The organism is Ectopseudomonas oleovorans (genome assembly GCF_029845265.1).
GTDB classification, from domain to species: domain Bacteria; phylum Pseudomonadota; class Gammaproteobacteria; order Pseudomonadales; family Pseudomonadaceae; genus Aquipseudomonas; species Aquipseudomonas oleovorans.
Window position 1 is genome coordinate 65,079 of the sequence record NZ_JAOCLK010000014.1, and the last position, 17,387, is coordinate 82,465.

At 64.2% G+C, this 17,387-nt stretch carries 11 protein-coding genes; 5 read left to right on the plus strand and 6 right to left on the minus strand.

Annotated elements, in window-relative coordinates; genetic code table 11:
• Nucleotides 1–209 precede the first annotated feature (209 nt).
• From N5J71_RS09745 to N5J71_RS09760, 4 genes are all read left to right on the plus strand, one after another.
• A complete protein-coding gene (locus tag N5J71_RS09745; protein WP_084340364.1) occupies nt 210–1,439 on the plus strand; it encodes an MdtA/MuxA family multidrug efflux RND transporter periplasmic adaptor subunit in 1,230 nt (409 codons plus the stop codon).
• Nucleotides 1,436–4,528, plus strand: a complete 3,093-nt coding sequence (locus N5J71_RS09750) for an MdtB/MuxB family multidrug efflux RND transporter permease subunit (protein ID WP_279916773.1) — start codon at nt 1,436–1,438, stop codon at nt 4,526–4,528. The genes N5J71_RS09745 and N5J71_RS09750 overlap by 4 nt, the downstream gene beginning before the upstream one ends.
• A 148-nt stretch (nt 4,529–4,676) precedes the next feature.
• Nucleotides 4,677–7,781 (plus strand): multidrug efflux RND transporter permease subunit, encoded by a 3,105-nt coding sequence (locus N5J71_RS09755; RefSeq protein WP_279916774.1) that lies wholly within the window; start codon nt 4,677–4,679, stop codon nt 7,779–7,781.
• Complete coding sequence (locus N5J71_RS09760) at nt 7,778–9,283, plus strand: efflux transporter outer membrane subunit (protein ID WP_084340361.1); 1,506 nt, start codon at nt 7,778–7,780, stop codon at nt 9,281–9,283. Before N5J71_RS09755 ends, N5J71_RS09760 begins: the two co-directional genes overlap by 4 nt.
• Before the next feature lie 52 nt (nt 9,284–9,335).
• On the opposite strand, the gene N5J71_RS09765 is transcribed toward N5J71_RS09760, so the two are convergent.
• The gene (locus N5J71_RS09765; protein ID WP_279916775.1) at nt 9,336–10,343 is read right to left on the minus strand and encodes a TRAP transporter substrate-binding protein; all 1,008 of its coding nucleotides are present in this window, start codon (nt 10,341–10,343) and stop codon (nt 9,336–9,338) included.
• A gap of 308 nt (nt 10,344–10,651) precedes the next feature.
• On the opposite strand from N5J71_RS09765, the gene tam reads away from it, so the two are divergent.
• Nucleotides 10,652–11,413, plus strand: a complete 762-nt coding sequence (gene tam / locus N5J71_RS09770) for a trans-aconitate 2-methyltransferase (RefSeq protein WP_279916776.1) — start codon at nt 10,652–10,654, stop codon at nt 11,411–11,413.
• 131 nt (nt 11,414–11,544) lie between these two features.
• On the opposite strand, the gene nuoN is transcribed toward tam, so the two are convergent.
• From nuoN to nuoJ, 5 genes are read right to left on the minus strand one after another with little or no spacing between them, the layout of a single operon-like run.
• Nucleotides 11,545–13,029, minus strand: coding sequence for an NADH-quinone oxidoreductase subunit NuoN (gene nuoN / locus N5J71_RS09775; RefSeq protein ID WP_279916777.1), 1,485 nt, complete (start codon nt 13,027–13,029; stop codon nt 11,545–11,547).
• A 19-nt stretch (nt 13,030–13,048) separates the two neighbouring features.
• Entirely contained in the window at nt 13,049–14,578 is a 1,530-nt protein-coding gene (gene nuoM, locus N5J71_RS09780; protein ID WP_116618753.1) for an NADH-quinone oxidoreductase subunit M, read from the minus strand.
• A gap of 15 nt (nt 14,579–14,593) precedes the next feature.
• Entirely contained in the window at nt 14,594–16,444 is a 1,851-nt protein-coding gene (gene nuoL / locus N5J71_RS09785) for an NADH-quinone oxidoreductase subunit L (protein ID WP_279916778.1), read from the minus strand.
• On the minus strand, nt 16,441–16,749 hold the full coding sequence (gene nuoK / locus N5J71_RS09790; protein WP_003460477.1) for an NADH-quinone oxidoreductase subunit NuoK: 309 nt from the start codon (nt 16,747–16,749) through the stop codon (nt 16,441–16,443). The genes nuoL and nuoK overlap by 4 nt, the downstream gene beginning before the upstream one ends.
• The gene (nuoJ, locus tag N5J71_RS09795) at nt 16,746–17,255 is read right to left on the minus strand and encodes an NADH-quinone oxidoreductase subunit J (protein ID WP_074858442.1); all 510 of its coding nucleotides are present in this window, start codon (nt 17,253–17,255) and stop codon (nt 16,746–16,748) included. The genes nuoK and nuoJ overlap by 4 nt, the downstream gene beginning before the upstream one ends.
• Between the last annotated feature and the right edge of the window lie 132 nt (nt 17,256–17,387).

A 17,387-nucleotide genomic window follows, 5' to 3' on the forward strand; every position in this document is an offset into this window, starting at 1 on the left:
GTAACGGCCTGCTTCGCAGGCCGTTTTTATTTGTGCACCAAGGCGAACGTTCTGAGCACGTCGACAGTCCCTTGCCCAATGCAGATTTTTTCGCGGAGTCAAACAGTTAGTAACGTAAGGGCAGCGTAAAAAGCGGGTAAATGGGCTTTGCTTGACGCGGGCCAGTGCTTATCGTGCCGACTCCCCTTAAAAGTGATATTGCGCCTGCCATGTCGAATGCTTCCCCGTCTCCATCGAATTCCTCCCGTCAATGGCTGATTGGCCTGACGTTGCTCGCCGTGCTGCTTCTGCTGCTGTGGTGGTTCTGGCCAAGCAAGCCAGAAAGCCAGCAGATGGGCCGTGGCCGTTTCGGTGACATGGGGCCGGTGCCGGTGCGCGTGGCCGAGGTCAAGCAGGGTGAGTTCGCCATCGAGCTCAAGGCGCTTGGCACGGTAACTTCCTACAACACGGTCAACGTACGCTCGCGAGTCGACGGTGAACTGGTCAAGGTGCTGTTCGAGGAGGGCCAGCAGGTCAAGGCCGGCGACCTGCTGGCGGTGATCGATCCACGTCCTTATCAGGTGGCCTTGCAGCAGGCGCAGGGGGCGCTGCAGGAAAACCAGGCGCAACTGAAGAACGCCGAACTGGACCTGCAGCGCTACAAGGGGCTGTACGACGAAGACAGTATCGCCAAACAGACCCTGGACACCCAACAGGCGCTAGTCAACCAGTACCGTGGCAGTCTGCAGAGCAACCAGGCCGACGTCGCCACGGCCAAGCTCAACCTCGACTTCACCCAGATTCGCGCGCCCATCGATGGGCGTCTCGGTCTGCGTCAGCTGGATATCGGCAACCTGGTCAGCAGCGGTGATACCACACCCCTGGTGGTGATCACCCAGGCCGATCCGATCGCGGTGATCTTCACCATCCCCGAGGGCGATCTGCCAGTCGTGCTGCAGCGCCGCCGCGACGGCACGATCCTGGCCGTCGAGGCCTGGGACCGTGGCGAACGCCTGAAACTGGCCGAGGGCGTGCTGGAAAGCCTGGATAACCAGATCGACACCACCACCGGTACGGTCAAGCTCAAGGCGCGCTTCGACAACGCCGAGCAGATGCTCTTCCCCAATCAGTTCGTCAACGTGCGTCTGCGTGTGGAAACCCGTGAGGCCGCCACCATCATTCCGTCCGCTGCGGTGCAGTTCGGCACCCAGGGTACCTTCGTCTACGTCGTGGGTGACGATAACAAGGTGAGCATCCGTCTGGTCACCATCGCCGCCAGCGACGCTGAACGCAGCATGGTCAGCGAGGGTGTGCAGCCGGGCGAGCGGCTGGTCATGGAAGGCACCGATCGTCTGCGGGACGGTAGCGAAGTGGAGGTAGTCGACCCCACTGCGGTGCAGGAATCCAAGAGCGAAGGGCGGCGTGAGCCTGGTCGGACCGCGGCGCGGAATGACGCATGAACATCTCCCGCCCATTCATCCTGCGGCCGGTCGCTACCACGCTGTTGATGGTGGCGATCTTCCTCAGCGGCCTGATCGCCTACCGACTGCTACCTGTGTCGGCGCTGCCGGAGGTGGATTACCCGACCATCCGCGTGCTGACCCTCTATCCAGGCGCCAGCCCGGATGTGATGACCAGCGCCGTGACCGCGCCGCTGGAGCGCCAGTTCGGGCAGATGGCCGGGCTCAAGCAGATGTCCTCGACCAGCTCGGGCGGCGCCTCGGTGATTACCCTGCGCTTCAATCTGGATGTCTCCCTGGCGGTAGCCGAGCAGGAAGTGCAGGCGGCGATCAACGCGGCGAGCAATCTGCTGCCTAGCGATCTGCCGGCACCGCCGGTGTACAACAAGGTCAACCCCGCTGATACACCGGTGCTGACCCTGGCGGTGAGCTCAAAGACGATGCCGCTGCCGCAGGTCAACGACCTGGTCGATACCCGGTTGGCGCAGAAGCTGGCGCAAACCAGTGGCGTCGGCTTGGTGACCCTGGCCGGCGGGCAACGTCCAGCCGTGCGCATTCGCGTCAACCCGGAGGCGCTCGCCTCCTATGGCCTGAGCCTGGCCGACGTGCGCAGCCTGATCACGGCCAGCAACGTCAACCAGCCCAAGGGCAACTTCGACGGGCCTACGCGGGTTTCCCAGCTCGATGCCAACGACCAGCTGAAGTCGGTCGAGGAATATCGCGAGCTGATCCTCAGTTATCAGAATGGTGCCGCGCTGCGCCTGAAGGATGTCGCCGAGATCATCGACGGCGCCGAGAACGAGCGCCTGGCCGCCTGGGCCAACCGCAACCAGGCGGTGCTGGTCAATGTGCAGCGTCAGCCCGGTGCCAACGTGATCGATGTGGTCGACCGCATCCAGACCCTGCTGCCGCACCTGACCGAAGGCCTGCCGGCCAGCGTCGAGGTCAAGGTGCTCACCGACCGCACCCAGACCATCCGCGCTGCCGTGCGCGATGTGCAGCACGAACTGCTGCTGGCCATCGCCCTGGTGGTGATGGTGACCTTCCTGTTCCTGCGCAAGTTGTCGGCGACCCTGATTCCGTCGATCGTCGTGCCGCTGTCGCTGATCGGCACCTTCGGCGTGATGTACCTGGCCGGTTTCACCATCAACAACCTGACATTGATGGCGCTGACCATTGCCACCGGTTTCGTGGTCGACGACGCCATCGTCATGCTGGAGAACATCGCCCGCCATCTGGAGGAGGGCGAGACGCCGCTCAACGCCGCACTCAAGGGCGCCCGGCAAATCGGCTTCACCCTGGTCTCGCTGACCCTGTCGCTGATCGCCGTGTTGATCCCGCTGCTGTTCATGGCCGATGTGGTGGGCCGGCTGTTCCGTGAGTTCGCCATCACCCTGGCCGTGGCTATCCTGATTTCCCTGGTGGTATCGCTGACGCTGACGCCGATGATGTGCGCGCGCCTGCTCAAGGCCGAAAAGCCCGAGTCGGAAGGGCGCTTCTACCACGCGGCCGGTGGCGTGATCGATCGCATGATCGAACGCTATGGCGTGTGGCTGCAGTGGGTGCTGCGTCACCAACCGCTGACCCTGCTGGTGGCGGTGGCTACGCTGGGCCTGACCGTGCTGCTGTATATGGCGGTGCCCAAGGGATTTTTCCCGGTGCAGGACACCGGTGTGATCCAGGGCATTTCCGAGGCGCCGCAGTCGATCTCCTTTGCCGCCATGAGCGAGCGTCAGCAGCGCCTGGCGGATGTCATCCTGCGTGATCCGGCGGTGGCGAGTCTGTCCTCGTCGATTGGCGTGGATGGCGACAATCCGACGCTCAACAGCGGCCGTCTGCTGATCAACCTGAAAACCCACGCCGAACGCGACGTCACCGCCAGTGAGGTAATCGAGCGTCTGCGTCCTGAGCTGGCGAAGGTTCCCGGTATCGAGCTGTTCATGCAGCCGGTGCAGGACCTGACCATCGAAGATCGCATCAGCCGCACCCAGTTCCAGTTCACCCTGGAGTCGCCCGACAGCGCGCTGCTGGAAACCTGGACGCCGCGTCTGGTCGAGGCGCTGCGCGAGCAGCCGGAGCTGACTGACGTGGCCAGCGACCTGCAGAACCGCGGCTTGCAGGTGTTTCTGGATATCGACCGCGACGCCGCGGCGCGCCTTGGCATTAACGTCGGCACTATCGACGATGCCTTGTACGACGCTTTCGGCCAGCGCCAGATCAGCACCATCTACACCCAGGCCAGTCAGTACCGCGTGGTGCTGGAGAGCCGCGATGGCGGGCGTATCGGCCTGGCCGCGCTGCGTCAGATTCACGTGGCCACCGGCGACGGCCAGCAGGTGCCGTTGTCGTCCCTGGCGCATGTCGAGGAGCGTCCGGCCAGCCTGCTGGTCAACCATATCGGCCAGTTCCCGGCGGTGACCCTGTCATTCAACCTGGCGCCTGGCGTGTCGCTGGGCGAGGCAGTAGCGGTGATCGAGCGGGTCGAGCAGGAAATCGGCCTGCCGGGCGGCATCAACACCCAGTTCCAGGGCGCTGCGGAGGCGTTCCGCGCATCGCTGTCGTCGACCTTGCTGCTGATCCTGGCGGCCATCGTCACCATGTACATCGTGCTGGGCGTGCTCTACGAGAGCTATATCCACCCGATCACCATTCTTTCCACGCTGCCGTCGGCGGGCGTTGGTGCGCTGCTGGCGCTGCTGCTGACGGGTAACGACCTGGGGCTGATCGCCATCATCGGCATCATCCTGTTGATCGGTATCGTCAAGAAGAACGCGATCATGATGATCGACTTCGCCCTCGAGGCTGAGCGCAACCAGGGCATGGCGCCCGAGGCGGCGATCTACCAGGCGGCGTTACTGCGCTTTCGGCCGATTCTGATGACCACCCTGGCGGCGCTGTTCGGTGCCATTCCGCTGATGCTCGCCTCGGGCTCCGGCGCCGAGCTGCGCCAGCCGCTGGGGCTGGTGATGGTCGGCGGCCTGCTGGTCAGCCAGGTGCTGACGCTGTTCACCACGCCGGTGATCTACCTCTACTTCGATCGCCTGTCGCGCCGCGTCAGCGGGCGCAGTGCTGCGGGGGTGGCGGTATGACTGGTGTGTGGCTTTTCCTCCCCTCTCCCGCTTGCGGGAGAGGGGCCGGGGGAGAGGGCGGGTGTCGTGCTGTGCCATCGGCCCTCTCCCCAACCCTCTCCACTAGGCGTGCCCCCAATAAATGGGAGAGGGAGCAGGGCAATCGCTCATGAACCTCTCCGCCCCCTTTATCCGCCGTCCGGTGGCGACCCTGCTGCTGAGCCTGGCGATCATGCTGCTCGGCGGCGTCAGCTTCGGCCTGCTGCCGGTAGCGCCGTTGCCACAGATGGATTTCCCCACCATCACCGTGCAGGCCAGCCTGCCTGGGGCCAGCCCGCAGATCATGGCCTCGACCGTGGCCACGCCGCTGGAGCGCTCGCTCGGCTCGATCGCCGGGGTCAGCCAGATGAATAGCCGCAGCAGCCAGGGCAGCACGCGGATCATGATCCAGTTCGACCTGGACAAGGACATCAACACCGCGGCGCGCGAGGTACAGGCGGCGATCAATGCGGCGCGCGAACTGCTGCCCAGCGGCATGCGCAGCATGCCCAGCTACCGCAAGATCAACCCGTCGCAGGCACCGATCATGGTGCTGTCGCTGACCAGTGCCACGCTGAACAAGGGCCAGCTCTACGACGTGGCCTCGACCATCCTGGCGCAGAAACTGTCCCAGGTCGGTGGCGTGGGTGAGGTGCAGGTCGGTGGTAGTTCGCTGCCGGCGGTACGGGTTTCCCTCGAGCCGCGCCTGCTCGATCACTATGGCATCGCCCTGGACGAAGTGCGCCAGACCATCGCCGCGAGCAATGCCCTGCGTCCCAAGGGCGCGGTCGAGGACGAGCAGCGCCGCTGGCAGGTGCAGGCCAGCGACCAGTTGGCCAAGGCCGCCGATTACCTGCCGATGATCATCCGCTACCAGGACGGTGCTGCCGTGCGCCTGGGCGACGTAGCCACGGTCACCGATGGCGTCGAAGACCGCTACAACAGCGGCTTCTACAACGACAAGGAAGCGGTGCTGCTGGTGATCAATCGGCAGAGCGGGGCGAACATCCTGCAGACCATCAGCGACATCCGCGCCGAGCTGCCGGCGCTGCGCGAGGTGATTCCAGCCAGTGTCGAGCTGGAAGTGGCGATGGATCGCTCGCCGGTAATCCGCGCCACCCTGCACGAGGCCGAGCAGACCCTGCTGATCGCCGTGGGCCTGGTGATCCTCGTGGTGCTGGCGTTTCTCGGGCGTTGGCGCGCAGCGCTGATTCCGGCGCTGGCGGTGCCGGTGTCGCTGATCGGTAGTTTCGCCGCCATGTACCTGCTGGGTTTCTCGCTGAACAACCTGTCGCTGATGGCGCTGATCATCGCCACCGGGCTGGTGGTGGACGATGCCATCGTGGTGCTGGAGAACATCGCCCGGCACATCCATAACGGCGAGAAGCCGATGGCGGCGGCGTTCAAAGGCACGCGCGAGGTAGGCTTCACCCTGCTGTCGATGAACCTGTCGCTGGTAGCGGTGTTCATCTCCATCCTGTTCATGGGCGGCATCGTCGAGCGGCTGTTCCGTGAGTTCTCCATCACCCTGGCCGTGGCGGTGGTGATTTCCCTGCTGGTGTCGTTGACCCTGACGCCGATGCTCTGCGCGCGCTGGCTCAAGGCCGAGGACGAACAACCGCGCGGCCGCCTGCAGCAATGGGGCGACCGCCTGCAGACGCGGGTTTTGGCTATCTACGGGCGTTCGCTGGACTGGGCACTGCGCCATTCGTTGCTGATGGTCATCAGCCTGCTGGCGACCATCGCGCTGAACGTCTACCTGTTCGTCAGCATTCCCAAGACCTTCATGCCGCAGCAGGACACCGGCCAACTGATCGGTTTTATCCGCGGCGACGATGGCCTGTCGTTCCAGGTCATGCAGCCGAAGATGGAGATTTTCCGCAAGGCGGTGCTGGCCGATCCGGCGGTGGACAGCGTCGCTGGCTTCATCGGCGGTGCCGGCGGGATCAACAACGCCTTCATGATCGTGCGCCTGAAGCCCATCAGCGAGCGCAGCGTGTCATCGCAACAGGTGATCAACCGTTTGCGCGCCACGGTGCCGAAGGTGCCCGGTGGGCGTATGTTCCTCATGCCGGATCAGGACCTGCAGATCGGTGGGCGCGAGGGGCGCAGTTCGGAAAACGAGTACATGCTGCTCTCGGGCGACCTCGATGCCCTGCGTGAGTGGCTGCCCAAGGTGCGTGAAGCGCTGCGCGCGTTGCCCGAACTGACCGATATCGACGCCCGCGAGAACAGTGGTGCCCAGCAGATTCGCCTGGTGGTGGATCGCGAAGCCGCGCAGCGCCTGGGCGTGGAAATGAGCATGATCACCGCGGTGCTCAACAACGCCTTCAGTCAGCGCCAGGTTTCCACCATCTATGAAGCGCTGAACCAGTACAGCGTGGTGATGGAAATCAACCCGCTCTATGCCCAGCATCCCGAGGCGCTGGACCAGATTCAGCTGATCACCGCCGATGGCGCACGGGTGCCGCTGTCCACCTTCGCCCACTGGGAACGCAGCCTGGAAGAGGACCGGGTCAACCACCAGGGCCAGTTCGCCGCCGAGAACATCGGCTTCTCCCTGGCCGAAGGGGTCAGCCTGGATCAGGCCAGCCGCGCCATCGACAACGCCGTGGCGCGGGTCGGCCTGCCCACCGAAGTGCAGGGCATGCTGGGCGGCACTGGCGCGGCCTTCCAGCAGACCCAGGGCAATCAACCGCTGATGATCCTGCTGGCACTGGTGGTGGTGTATATCGTGTTGGGCGTGCTCTACGAGAGCTACGTGCATCCGTTGACCATCCTCTCGACCTTGCCGTCGGCCGGAGTTGGCGCCTTGCTCGCACTGCAACTGGTGGGCATGGAGTTCAGCCTGATCTCGCTGCTGGGCCTGTTCCTGCTGATCGGTATCGTCAAGAAGAACGCCATTCTGATGGTCGACCTGGCCCTGCAACTGGAGCGCGGCGAGCGCCTGAGCCCGCACGAATCCATCCGCCAGGCCTGTCTGCTGCGTTTCCGCCCGATCCTGATGACCACCCTGGCTGCGATTCTCGGTGCCTTGCCGCTGGTGCTGGGCAGTGCCGAAGGTTCGGAAATGCGCCAACCGCTGGGCATCACCATCGTCGGTGGTCTGGTGCTGAGCCAGATGCTGACCCTCTACACCACTCCGGTGGTCTACCTCTACTTCGACCGCCTGCGCCATCGCGTCAACCGCTGGCGTGGCGTGCGCACCGATGCTTCGTTGGAAAATCCGTTATGACCATGCATACCGTTCCGCTAGGAGCGAGCTCTGCTCGCGAAGAGCCTCGATACAACCCATTCGCGAGCAGAGCTCGCTCCTACAGTCTGTTCGTGCTGCTCGGTGTGCTGGGCGGCTGCGCCCTGGGGCCTGACTATCAACGCCCCGAGCTGATGGCGCCCGTGCAGTTCAAACAGGTCGAGGGCTGGAAAGCCGCCGCGCCGGCAGATGTTCTGGAGCGTGGCAACTGGTGGGCGCTGTACGGCGACACCGAGCTCAATGCCCTGGCCGAGCGCCTGCAACTGTCCAATCAGAACCTGGCCGCCGCCGAGGCCCAGTACCGCCAGGCAAGGGCGCTGGTGCGCGGCGCACGGGCCAGCTTCTATCCAACGCTGTCCGGCAGCGCCGGGGTGACTCGGGCCGGGCAGGGTGGCGGTGACAGCACCACCGTCAGCGGTTCTGGAGCGTCAAGCATTTCCAAGAGTTATGACCTCAGCCTCAATGCAGCCTGGGAGCTGGATCTCTGGGGCAAGCTGCGCCGTGGCCTGGAGGCCAGCCGCGCCGAATTCGAGGCCAGCGCCGCCGACCTTGCCGCTGCGCGCCTGAGCCTGCAGAGCGAGTTGGTGCAGAACTATTTGCAACTGCGCATCCTCGACGAACAGAAGCGCCTGCTCGACGCCACGGTGGCCGCTTACGCACGCTCGCTGCGCCTGACCGAGAACCAGTACCGCGCCGGCATCGTGCCCAGGTCAGATGTGTCCCAGGCCACCACGCAGCTCAAGAGCACCCAGGCGCAGGCAATCGATCTCGAGTGGCAACGGGCGCAGCTCGAACACGCCATTGCCGTGCTGGTCGGTGTCAGTCCGGCCGAGCTGTCCATCGCACCGCGCGAAAGCCTGCCGACGCTGCCCGAGGTGCCCGTGGCGCTGCCTTCGCAGCTGCTCGAGCGCCGCCCTGACGTTGCCGCCGCCGAGCGCCGGGTGATGGCGGCCAACGCGCAGATAGGCGTAGCCGAGGCCGCGTGGTTCCCCGATCTGACGATCTCGGCCAGCGGGGGGTATCGCGGCAGCAGCTTCGCCGACTGGATCGAAGTGCCCAATCGTTTCTGGTCGCTGGGCCCGCAACTGGCCTTGAGCCTGTTCGACGGCGGCGCGCGGCGTGCGGAGCTGGAACGTAGCGAAGCCGTCTATGACCAGACCGTGGCGCAATACCGCCAGGCCGTGCTGGACAGCTTCCGCGAAGTGGAGGATTACCTGGTGCAGTTGCGCGTGCTGGAGCAGGAGAGCGGAGTGCAGCAGGAGGCGCTGGATGCGGCGCGCGAGTCGCTGCGGCTGATCGAGAACCAGTACCGCGCCGGTACCGTCGACTACAACAGCGTGGTTACCGTACAGGCCACCGCGCTGAACAACGAACGCACCAATCTCACGCTACTGGGTAGCCGGCTGACTGCCAGTGTGCAGCTGATCGCTGCTCTCGGTGGCGGCTGGCAGGTGGAGCGACTACAGCAGCAGGCGCCCCAGTAGGTGAAGGAAGTAAGCAGTCGGCGTGGCGGAAAACCGCCATGCCGGCTGTGGGTCATTCGCGATGCTTGCGGTTCACCGTCTGCGCCGCCTTGATCACGTCACTGCCAATCTGCCCTTGGAACTGTTCCCATACCGGACGCATCGCATCGCGCCAGGCCTGGCGCTGCTCGGCGGTCAGGTTGATGACCTGGCTGCGACCAGAATCCACGATGCGCTGGCGGTCGGCCTGGTTGGCGGCCTCGGCCTGTTTGTTCACCACGTAGGTGACCTCGTCGATGATGGCTTCCAGCTCCATCCGGGTCTGATGCGGGATGCCGTACCAGAAGCGCGAATTGCTCACCAGCATGTAGTCCAGCACGCCATGGTTGGTTTCGCTGATGAAGGGCTGCACCTCGTGCAGTTTCTGGCTGTAGATGTTCGACCAGGGGTTTTCCGCGCCTTGCACCTGGCCGCTCTGCAGTGCCTTGAACACTTCTGCGAACGGCAGTTTTTGGGTGCTGGCGCCAACCTGGGCGAATTGCGCTTCCAGTACCGCCGATGGCTGGATGCGGAAGCTCAAGCCATTGGCGTCACCGGGTGTATGCAGCGCACGGGTCGCCGACAACTGCTTCATGCCGTTGTGCCAATAAGCCAGGCCGACGATGTTGTGATCCTCCATCGAGCGCAGCAATTGGCGGCCCTTGGAACGCTTCTGGAAACGGTTGACGGCCTCGATGTCATCGAACAGGAAGGGCAGGTCGAACACCTGTAACTGCTTTGTGTACTGCTCGAATTTGGCCAGCGAGGGCGCCAGCAACTGCACCTCGTTGTTGCGCAGCGCTTCGAGCTCATTGGCATCGCCGTAGAGACTGGAGTTCGGGTAGACCTCGACCTTGACCTTGCCGCCCAGGCGCTCTTCGACCAGTTGCTGGAACAGCAGCGCGCCCTGACCCTTCGGGGTGGTGTCGGCGACAACATGGGAAAACTTGATCAGGATAGGTTCATCGGCCAGTGCCGTGGCGGCACCGAAAGAGGCTAACGCCAAGGCGCAGGCGGCCAGGGCGCGGACAGGATTGAACATACTGCTTCCTTTTCTTCTTGTCGGTTGCGACACCCGTGGGTGCCTCGTGTTGGTTGCTCCACTGTTCTGCTGGAGGGCTATGGGCAGCCGCGTCGACAGTTTAGAGCGTGCCTTGTTACCGCAAGGCTTGTGCCAGTATGGCGAATTCCCGCCAGGCTTTCAGGGCTGAGAAAAGCACTGTGAAGTGGCGCACAATGCATGGCGAAAAACCGCCAGGTGTGCGTGTCCATGCGGCGGAAAATTGCTGATGTGCCGAGTTTCTTGTCACCTGTTACTCTGCGCCAGTCGATTGTGCTGCGGAGGTGCCGATGAGTTGGTCTGCCCGACAATATTCCCTGTTCGAACGCCAGCGCACTCGCCCGGTCCATGACGTGCTGGCAGCGGTACCGCGCGACGGTATCGAGTTGGCCGTCGATCTCGGCTGTGGCCCCGGCAACTCCACTGCCGTGTTGCAGGCGCATGTGCCCGGGGCACGGGTGATCGCTATCGACAGCAGCGAAGACATGCTGCGCGCAGCGCGTGAGCGGCTGCCCCAGGTGACCTATCAACTGATGGATATCCAGCACTGGCAAGCCGAGCACGCGCCGCAACTGATCCTGGCCAATGCCTCGCTGCAGTGGTTGCCGGACCATGCTCGGCTGTATCCGAGATTGCTCGCGCAACTGGCGCCCGGTGGCTGGTTGGCGATCCAGACCCCGGACAACCTGCAGGAACCTGCGCATCGCCTGGCTCGTGAGGTGGCGGCAGATGGACCATGGGCAGCGCAGATCGGTGATGTGCGTCATGCCGAGCGGCACAGTGCACAGACTTACTACGACATCCTCAGTACTCAGGCCAGTGAGCTGGATATCTGGCGTACCACCTACTTCCATGTGCTGGACGATGCTGCTGCGGTGGTGGAGTGGTTCAAATCCACTGCGTTGCTGCCATTCCTGCAGCCGTTGGATGCCGAACAGCAGGTGGCATTCCTGGCGCGTTACCAGGCGGCGATAGCCGAGGCCTATCCGGCACAGGCTGATGGTCGAGTATTGTTGCCGTTTCCGCGTCTGTTTTTAGTCGCTCGGCGGTAGCCCGGATGCAATCCGGGGCAGGTCTGTCGCGGCTGAAGCCCCTCCCACAGTCTTCACTGCGATCTGTGGGAGGGGCTTTAGCCGCGACCCTTAAAAGAAAGAAAGCCCCCGCATTTGCGGGGGCTGTTCGTTTACTGCGCCAGGGCAACCAGTCCGGCGTGCTGGACCAGCTCCAGCAGCGGCTGCGGGTACACGCCGAGGAAGAAGGCGAGCAGGGCCACCACCAGCAGCATGATGCCGCCGGCACGCTGACCCCAGTCGAAGGGCGCATCGTGGCGATGCATATTGGGTTCGCGCATGAACAGCGTGACCATCACCCGCAGGTAATAGAACACGCCGATGGCACTGCCCAGCACCATGGCGCCGAGCAGCCACCACAGTTGCGCCTCGACGCCGGCAGCGATCACGTAGAACTTGCCGATAAAGCCTGCGGTCAGCGGAATGCCGGCCAGCGACAGCATCATCACCGTGAGCACGGCGGTCAGGTACGGGCGGCGCCAGAACAGGCCACGGTATTCGTACAGCGCATCGGCATCGCGGCCGCTGTAGGGCGTGGACATCAGGGTGATCACACCGAACGCACCGAGGCTGGTCAGCACGTAGGTGGCCAGGTACACGCCCACGGCTTCCACCGCGAGCCCCTTGCTCGCCACCAATGCCACCAGCAGGTAACCGAAGTGGGCGATGGACGAGTAACCCAGCAGGCGCTTGAGGTTGTTCTGCAGCAGCGCCAGCAGATTGCCGAACAGGATCGAGGCGATGGCGATCAGGGTCAGCAGGTCGCTCAGCCAGCCGCCGCTCATGGCCGGGGATATCTGGTACAGGCGCAGCAGCACGGCGAACACCGCTACCTTGCTGGCGGTGGCGAGAAAGGCCGCCACTGGCGCCGGGGCACCCTCGTAGACGTCCGGCGTCCACAGGTGGAAGGGCACCAGCGACAGCTTGAAGGCCAGACCGATTAGCATCATGCCGATGCCGATCTGCACCAGCTGGCTGCTTTCCTGCGCCAGGCTGGCGCCGATATCGGCAAAGCCCAGGTTGCCCGACTCGGCATACAACAGCGCCATGCCGAACAGCAGGAAGGCCGAACCAGCGGCCGACAGCACCATGTACTTGATGCCGGCCTCCAGCGAGCGCTTGTTGAAGAAGGCGTAGGCGATCATGCCGTAGGTGGGCACCGACAGCAGTTCCAGGCCGATGAACAGGCCCGCCAGATGTTGGGCGCTGACCAATACCAGGCCACCCGCGGCGGACAGCAGTACCAGCAGGTACAACTCCTCGCGGTTGCCAGGGTAGCCCTTGCCCGAATTGCCACCCAGATAGGCGTGGATCAGCGTGATGCAGGCCAGGCTGGCGGCCAGTACCAGGCCCATGTAGTAGCAGGCGAAGGCATCGATCAGCAGCAGCGGCGTGACCTCGATCGGCCCCACCTCCAGTGCCGGGATCAGCGACAGCAGCGCCAGGTTCAGACCGACCACCGAGAGGATGAAGGTCATTGCATGATTGCGCCTGGCAGCGATGGCCAGCATCACCACGATGGCGGTGAGGCTGGTCACCAGCAGTGGCAGTAGGGCGATCAGGTGTTGCAGGGTGAATTCGACAGCGTGATGTTCCATGAGTCTCTAATCCTTACCCTTACCGGCCCGAGGCGAGTTGATCGAGGGCGCCAGCCATCCACTGCTGCACGCCGTGCATGCTGGCAGCGGAGGTGTCGAGCACCGGTTGTGGGTAAACGCCAAGCAGAATCAGCAGCACGCCAAGGCCGAGCACCATGGCCAGCTCACGGGCTTTCAGGCCAGGCAGCGGCGCGTCCTGTTGCACCGGGCCGAAGTAGGCGCGGTGGATCATCGCCAGGGCGTACACCGAGCCGAGCACCAGGCCGGTGGCCGCCAGCACCACGACCCAGGGCGCGCTGGGGAAGCTGCCAATCAGGATCAGGAACTCACCGACGAAGTTGCCGGTGCCGGGCAGGCCGAGTGCGGCAGCGGCAAAGAACAGGCTGATGGCCGGCAGCCAGGGCATGCGCGCCCAGATCCCGCCCATCTGGCGCAGGTCACGGGTGTGCAGGCGCTCGTAGAGCTGGCCGCAGAGGATGAACAGCGCAGCAGCCGACAGGCCGTGGGCAACCATCTGCACCACCGCGCCTTGCAGGGCGATCTGGCTGCCGGAATAGATGGCAATCAGCACGAAGCCCATGTGCGACACGCTGGAGTAGGCCACCAGGCGCTTGATGTCGGTTTGCGCGAACGACAGCAACGCGCCATAGAGGATGGCGAACACACCGAGCCACTGGGCGATGGGGGCGAACTCCGCCGAGGCGTTGGGGAACAGCGGCAGGGCGAAACGCAGCAGGCCGTAGGCAGCGGTTTTCAGCAGGATGCCGGCCAGGTCCACCGAGCCGGCAGTCGGCGCCTGGGCGTGGGCATCCGGCAGCCAGGAGTGCACCGGCACCACCGGAAACTTCACCGCGAAGGCGACGAAGAAACCCAGCATCAACAGGTATTCGGTGCCCGGCGCCAGTTCGGTCTTCAGCAGGTCGGCGTAGTTGAAGCTGAGCACGCCGGTCTGGTTGAAATGCACGAATACCAGGGCCAGGATCGACACCAGCATGATCAGGCCGCTGGCCTGGGTGAAGATGAAGAACTTGGTGGCGGCGGTGATACGGGTACGGCCGTCGCTGCCGCTATGACCCCAGAGCGCGATGAGGAAGTACATCGGCACCAGCATCATTTCCCAGAAGAAGAAGAACAGGAACAGGTCGACGGCGAGGAACACGCCGACCACGCCGCCGAGAATCCACATCAGGTTGAGGTGGAAGAAGCCGACGCGGTGCTGGATCTCGTTCCACGAGCAGAGCACCGAGAGCACACCGAGCAGACCGGTGAGCACCACCATCAGCACCGACAGGCCGTCCATCGCCAGGTGGATGGTGATACCCAGGCGCGGGATCCAGTCGATGACGAACTCGTGGGCCCAGCGCGGGCCGCCGTCCGGGGCCGGTGCCAGGGTGAAGTCACCGCTGACCCATAGCCACAGACTCAGGCCGAACAGCAGGCCCATGGTGATCAGGGCGATCCAGCGCGGCAGGACGTGGCCGAAGCGCTCGCCTTGCCAGCACAGCAGGCCGCCGATGAAGGGAATCAGGATTAGCCAGGGCAGAATCATGACAGGCTGCGTTCCTTAGCTCAGAAATAGAATGACGGCGAGTACCAGTACCGCGCCACCTGCGATGGAGGCCGCGTACCAGCGCACCTGGCCGGTCTGGCTGGTGGCCAGCAGGGCGTTGGCGCCCCGTGCTGCCAGCGGGATGACACGGATGCCACGGTCGATCGGATCGCGTTGCAGCACACGGCAGAGCAGCAGGTAGGGCTGTACGAACAACTTGTCGTACAGCCAATCGAAGCCCCAGGCGGCGAACCACAGGGCACTCAGCAGGCGACCCGGCGCGCTCTGCGCCACGGCGGAGGCGACGCGGCGTTGACCGAGGAAGAGCAGGGCGGCAATGACGATGCCGCTCACCGCGATCAGCCCCGACAGCAGCTCCAGGCTGTGCTTGACCTCGCCACCGGCATGGCCGGCACTTTCCGGCAACACGCCGGCCAGCGGCGGGGTGATCCAGGCGCCGATGAAGGTGGACAGCACGATCAGCACCAGCAGCGGCAGGTTGTGGGCGATGCCATGACCGGCGTGCGCCTCGGTCTTCTGCTCGCCGTGGAAGGCGATGAAGATCAGGCGGAAGGTGTAGATCGAGGTCAGGAAGGCACCGACCAGGCCTGCATAGAGCAGCTCGCTGTGGCCACTGGCGAAGGCCTCCCAGAGGATTTCGTCCTTGGAGTAGAAACCGGCGGTCAGCAGCGGCAGGGCTGCCAGGGCGGCACCGCCGACAACGAAGCTGGCATAGGCCAGCGGCAACTTCTTCCACAGCCCGCCCATCCTGAAGATGTTCTGCTCGTGGTGGCAGGCATGGATCACCGCACCGGAAGCAAGGAACAGCAGAGCCTTGAAGAAAGCGTGGGTCATCAGGTGGAAGATCGCCGCATCCCAGGCACCAACGCCCAGGGCGAGGAACATGTAGCCGATCTGGCTCATGGTCGAGTAGGCGAGGATGCGCTTGATGTCGGTCTGCACCAGCGCGGCAAAACCGGCCAGCACCAGGGTCACGCCGCCGACGATGCCGACCAGCTCGAGAATCTCCGGGGTCAGCAGGAACAGACCGTGGGTGCGGGCGATCAGGTACACGCCGGCGGTAACCATGGTCGCCGCGTGGATCAGCGCCGACACCGGAGTCGGGCCGGCCATGGCGTCGGCCAGCCAGGTCTGCAGCGGCAGCTGGGCAGATTTACCGACCGCGCCGCCGAGCAGCATCAGTGTGGCCAGCCACAGCCAGGCGTCACCGGCCACGTATTGCTGCGGCGCCAGCACCATCAGCTCCTGGATGTTCAGGGTGCCGAGGTTGAGGAACAGCAGGAACAGGCCAATCATCAGGAACACGTCGCCGACGCGGGTGACGATAAAGGCCTTGAGCGCCGCGTTACCGTTGGGCACGTGCTTGTAGTAGAAGCCGATCAGCAGGTACGAGCACAGGCCCACGCCTTCCCAGCCGAAGAACAGCACCAGCAGGTTGTCGCCGAGCACCAGCAGCAACATGCTGAAGATGAACAGGTTGGTGTAGGCGAAGAAGCGTGAATAGCCTTCTTCACCGCGCATGTACCAGCTGGCGAACAGGTGGATCAAAAAACCCACGCCGGTGACCACGCCAAGCATGGTCAGCGACAGGCCATCCAGATACAGGGTGAAGCTCGGCGCCAGGCCTTCGACGCTCATCCACTGCCACAGGGTCAGGCTGTAGGCGCCGCCGGCCGGCGGGTTGCCGAGGAAAGCGGCGGTCACCCAGGCAGCGCTGGCGGCGGCCAGGCCGATGGAGCCGACGCCGATCAGCGCACTGGTGTTTTCCGAGAGGCGCCCGCGCGAGAAGGCCAGCAGCAGCCAGCCGAGCAGCGGGAAGAATAGAGTCAGGGCTAGAAGGTTCATCCGCGCATCTCGCTGGCAGCGTCGATATCCAGAGTGTTGAAGCGGCGATACAGCTGCAGCAGGATCGCCAGGCCGATGCTGGCCTCGGCGGCTGCCAGGGTGATCACCAGAATGAACATCACTTGGCCATCAGCCGCGCCCCAACGGGCGCCGGCGACGACGAAGGCCAGTGCGGCGGCGTTCATCATCACTTCCAGGCTCATCAGGATGAACAGGATGTTGCGCCGCACCATCAGACCGACCAGGCCGATGCAGAACAGCACGCCGGCCAGGGCCAGGCCGTGTTCGAGTGGAATACCGGTCATGCGGTGGGCTCCTTGGCGTCGTGGCGGCCCAGGTGGTAGGCAGCGACCAATGCGGCAAGCAGCAGCATGGAAGCCAGTTCCACCGCCAGCAGATAGGGGCCGAACAGGCTGATGCCGACAGCCTTGGCCTCGACCGTGGTGTGGCCGATATGGGCGTCGCTGACGTGGTTTAGCAGCACATAGAGCAACTGGCCGAGCAGCAGGGCGCTAAGAATCGCCGGGCCGACCCAGATGCCGGGCGTCAGCCACTTGCGCTCCTGCTCGGCAGCTGCCGGGCCAAGGTTGAGCATCATCACCACGAAGACGAACAGCACCATGATGGCGCCAGCGTAGACGATGATTTCCAGCGCGCCGGCAAAGGGCGCACCGAGGGCGAAGAACACCATCGACACCGCCAGCAGCGAGACGATGAGATAGAGCAGGGCATGTACCGGGTTGGTGTTGGTGACCACCCCAACAGTCGATGCCACCGCCACACCGGCGGAAAAGTAGAATGCGAATTCCATCAGAAGCTCCTCATTGCGCTCGCCTCGTGAGAAGCAGCGGCATATTTCGGGAGATGACACCAAAGACGTAGGAGCGAGCTCTGCTCGCGAAGCGTTTGGCGTCGTCTGCGTTCGCGAGCAGAGCTCGCTCCT

Coding starts and splice junctions, on each gene's coding strand:
- N5J71_RS09745 (WP_084340364.1), top strand. CDS start 210: ATGTCGAATGCTTCCCCGTCTCCATCGAATTCCTCCCGTCAATGGCTG.
- N5J71_RS09750 (WP_279916773.1), top strand. CDS start 1,436: ATGAACATCTCCCGCCCATTCATCCTGCGGCCGGTCGCTACCACGCTG.
- N5J71_RS09755 (WP_279916774.1), top strand. CDS start 4,677: ATGAACCTCTCCGCCCCCTTTATCCGCCGTCCGGTGGCGACCCTGCTG.
- N5J71_RS09760 (WP_084340361.1), top strand. CDS start 7,778: ATGACCATGCATACCGTTCCGCTAGGAGCGAGCTCTGCTCGCGAAGAG.
- N5J71_RS09765 (WP_279916775.1), bottom strand. CDS start 10,343: ATGTTCAATCCTGTCCGCGCCCTGGCCGCCTGCGCCTTGGCGTTAGCC.
- tam (WP_279916776.1), top strand. CDS start 10,652: ATGAGTTGGTCTGCCCGACAATATTCCCTGTTCGAACGCCAGCGCACT.
- nuoN (WP_279916777.1), bottom strand. CDS start 13,029: ATGGAACATCACGCTGTCGAATTCACCCTGCAACACCTGATCGCCCTA.
- nuoM (WP_116618753.1), bottom strand. CDS start 14,578: ATGATTCTGCCCTGGCTAATCCTGATTCCCTTCATCGGCGGCCTGCTG.
- nuoL (WP_279916778.1), bottom strand. CDS start 16,444: ATGAACCTTCTAGCCCTGACTCTATTCTTCCCGCTGCTCGGCTGGCTG.
- nuoK (WP_003460477.1), bottom strand. CDS start 16,749: ATGACCGGTATTCCACTCGAACACGGCCTGGCCCTGGCCGGCGTGCTG.
- nuoJ (WP_074858442.1), bottom strand. CDS start 17,255: ATGGAATTCGCATTCTACTTTTCCGCCGGTGTGGCGGTGGCATCGACT.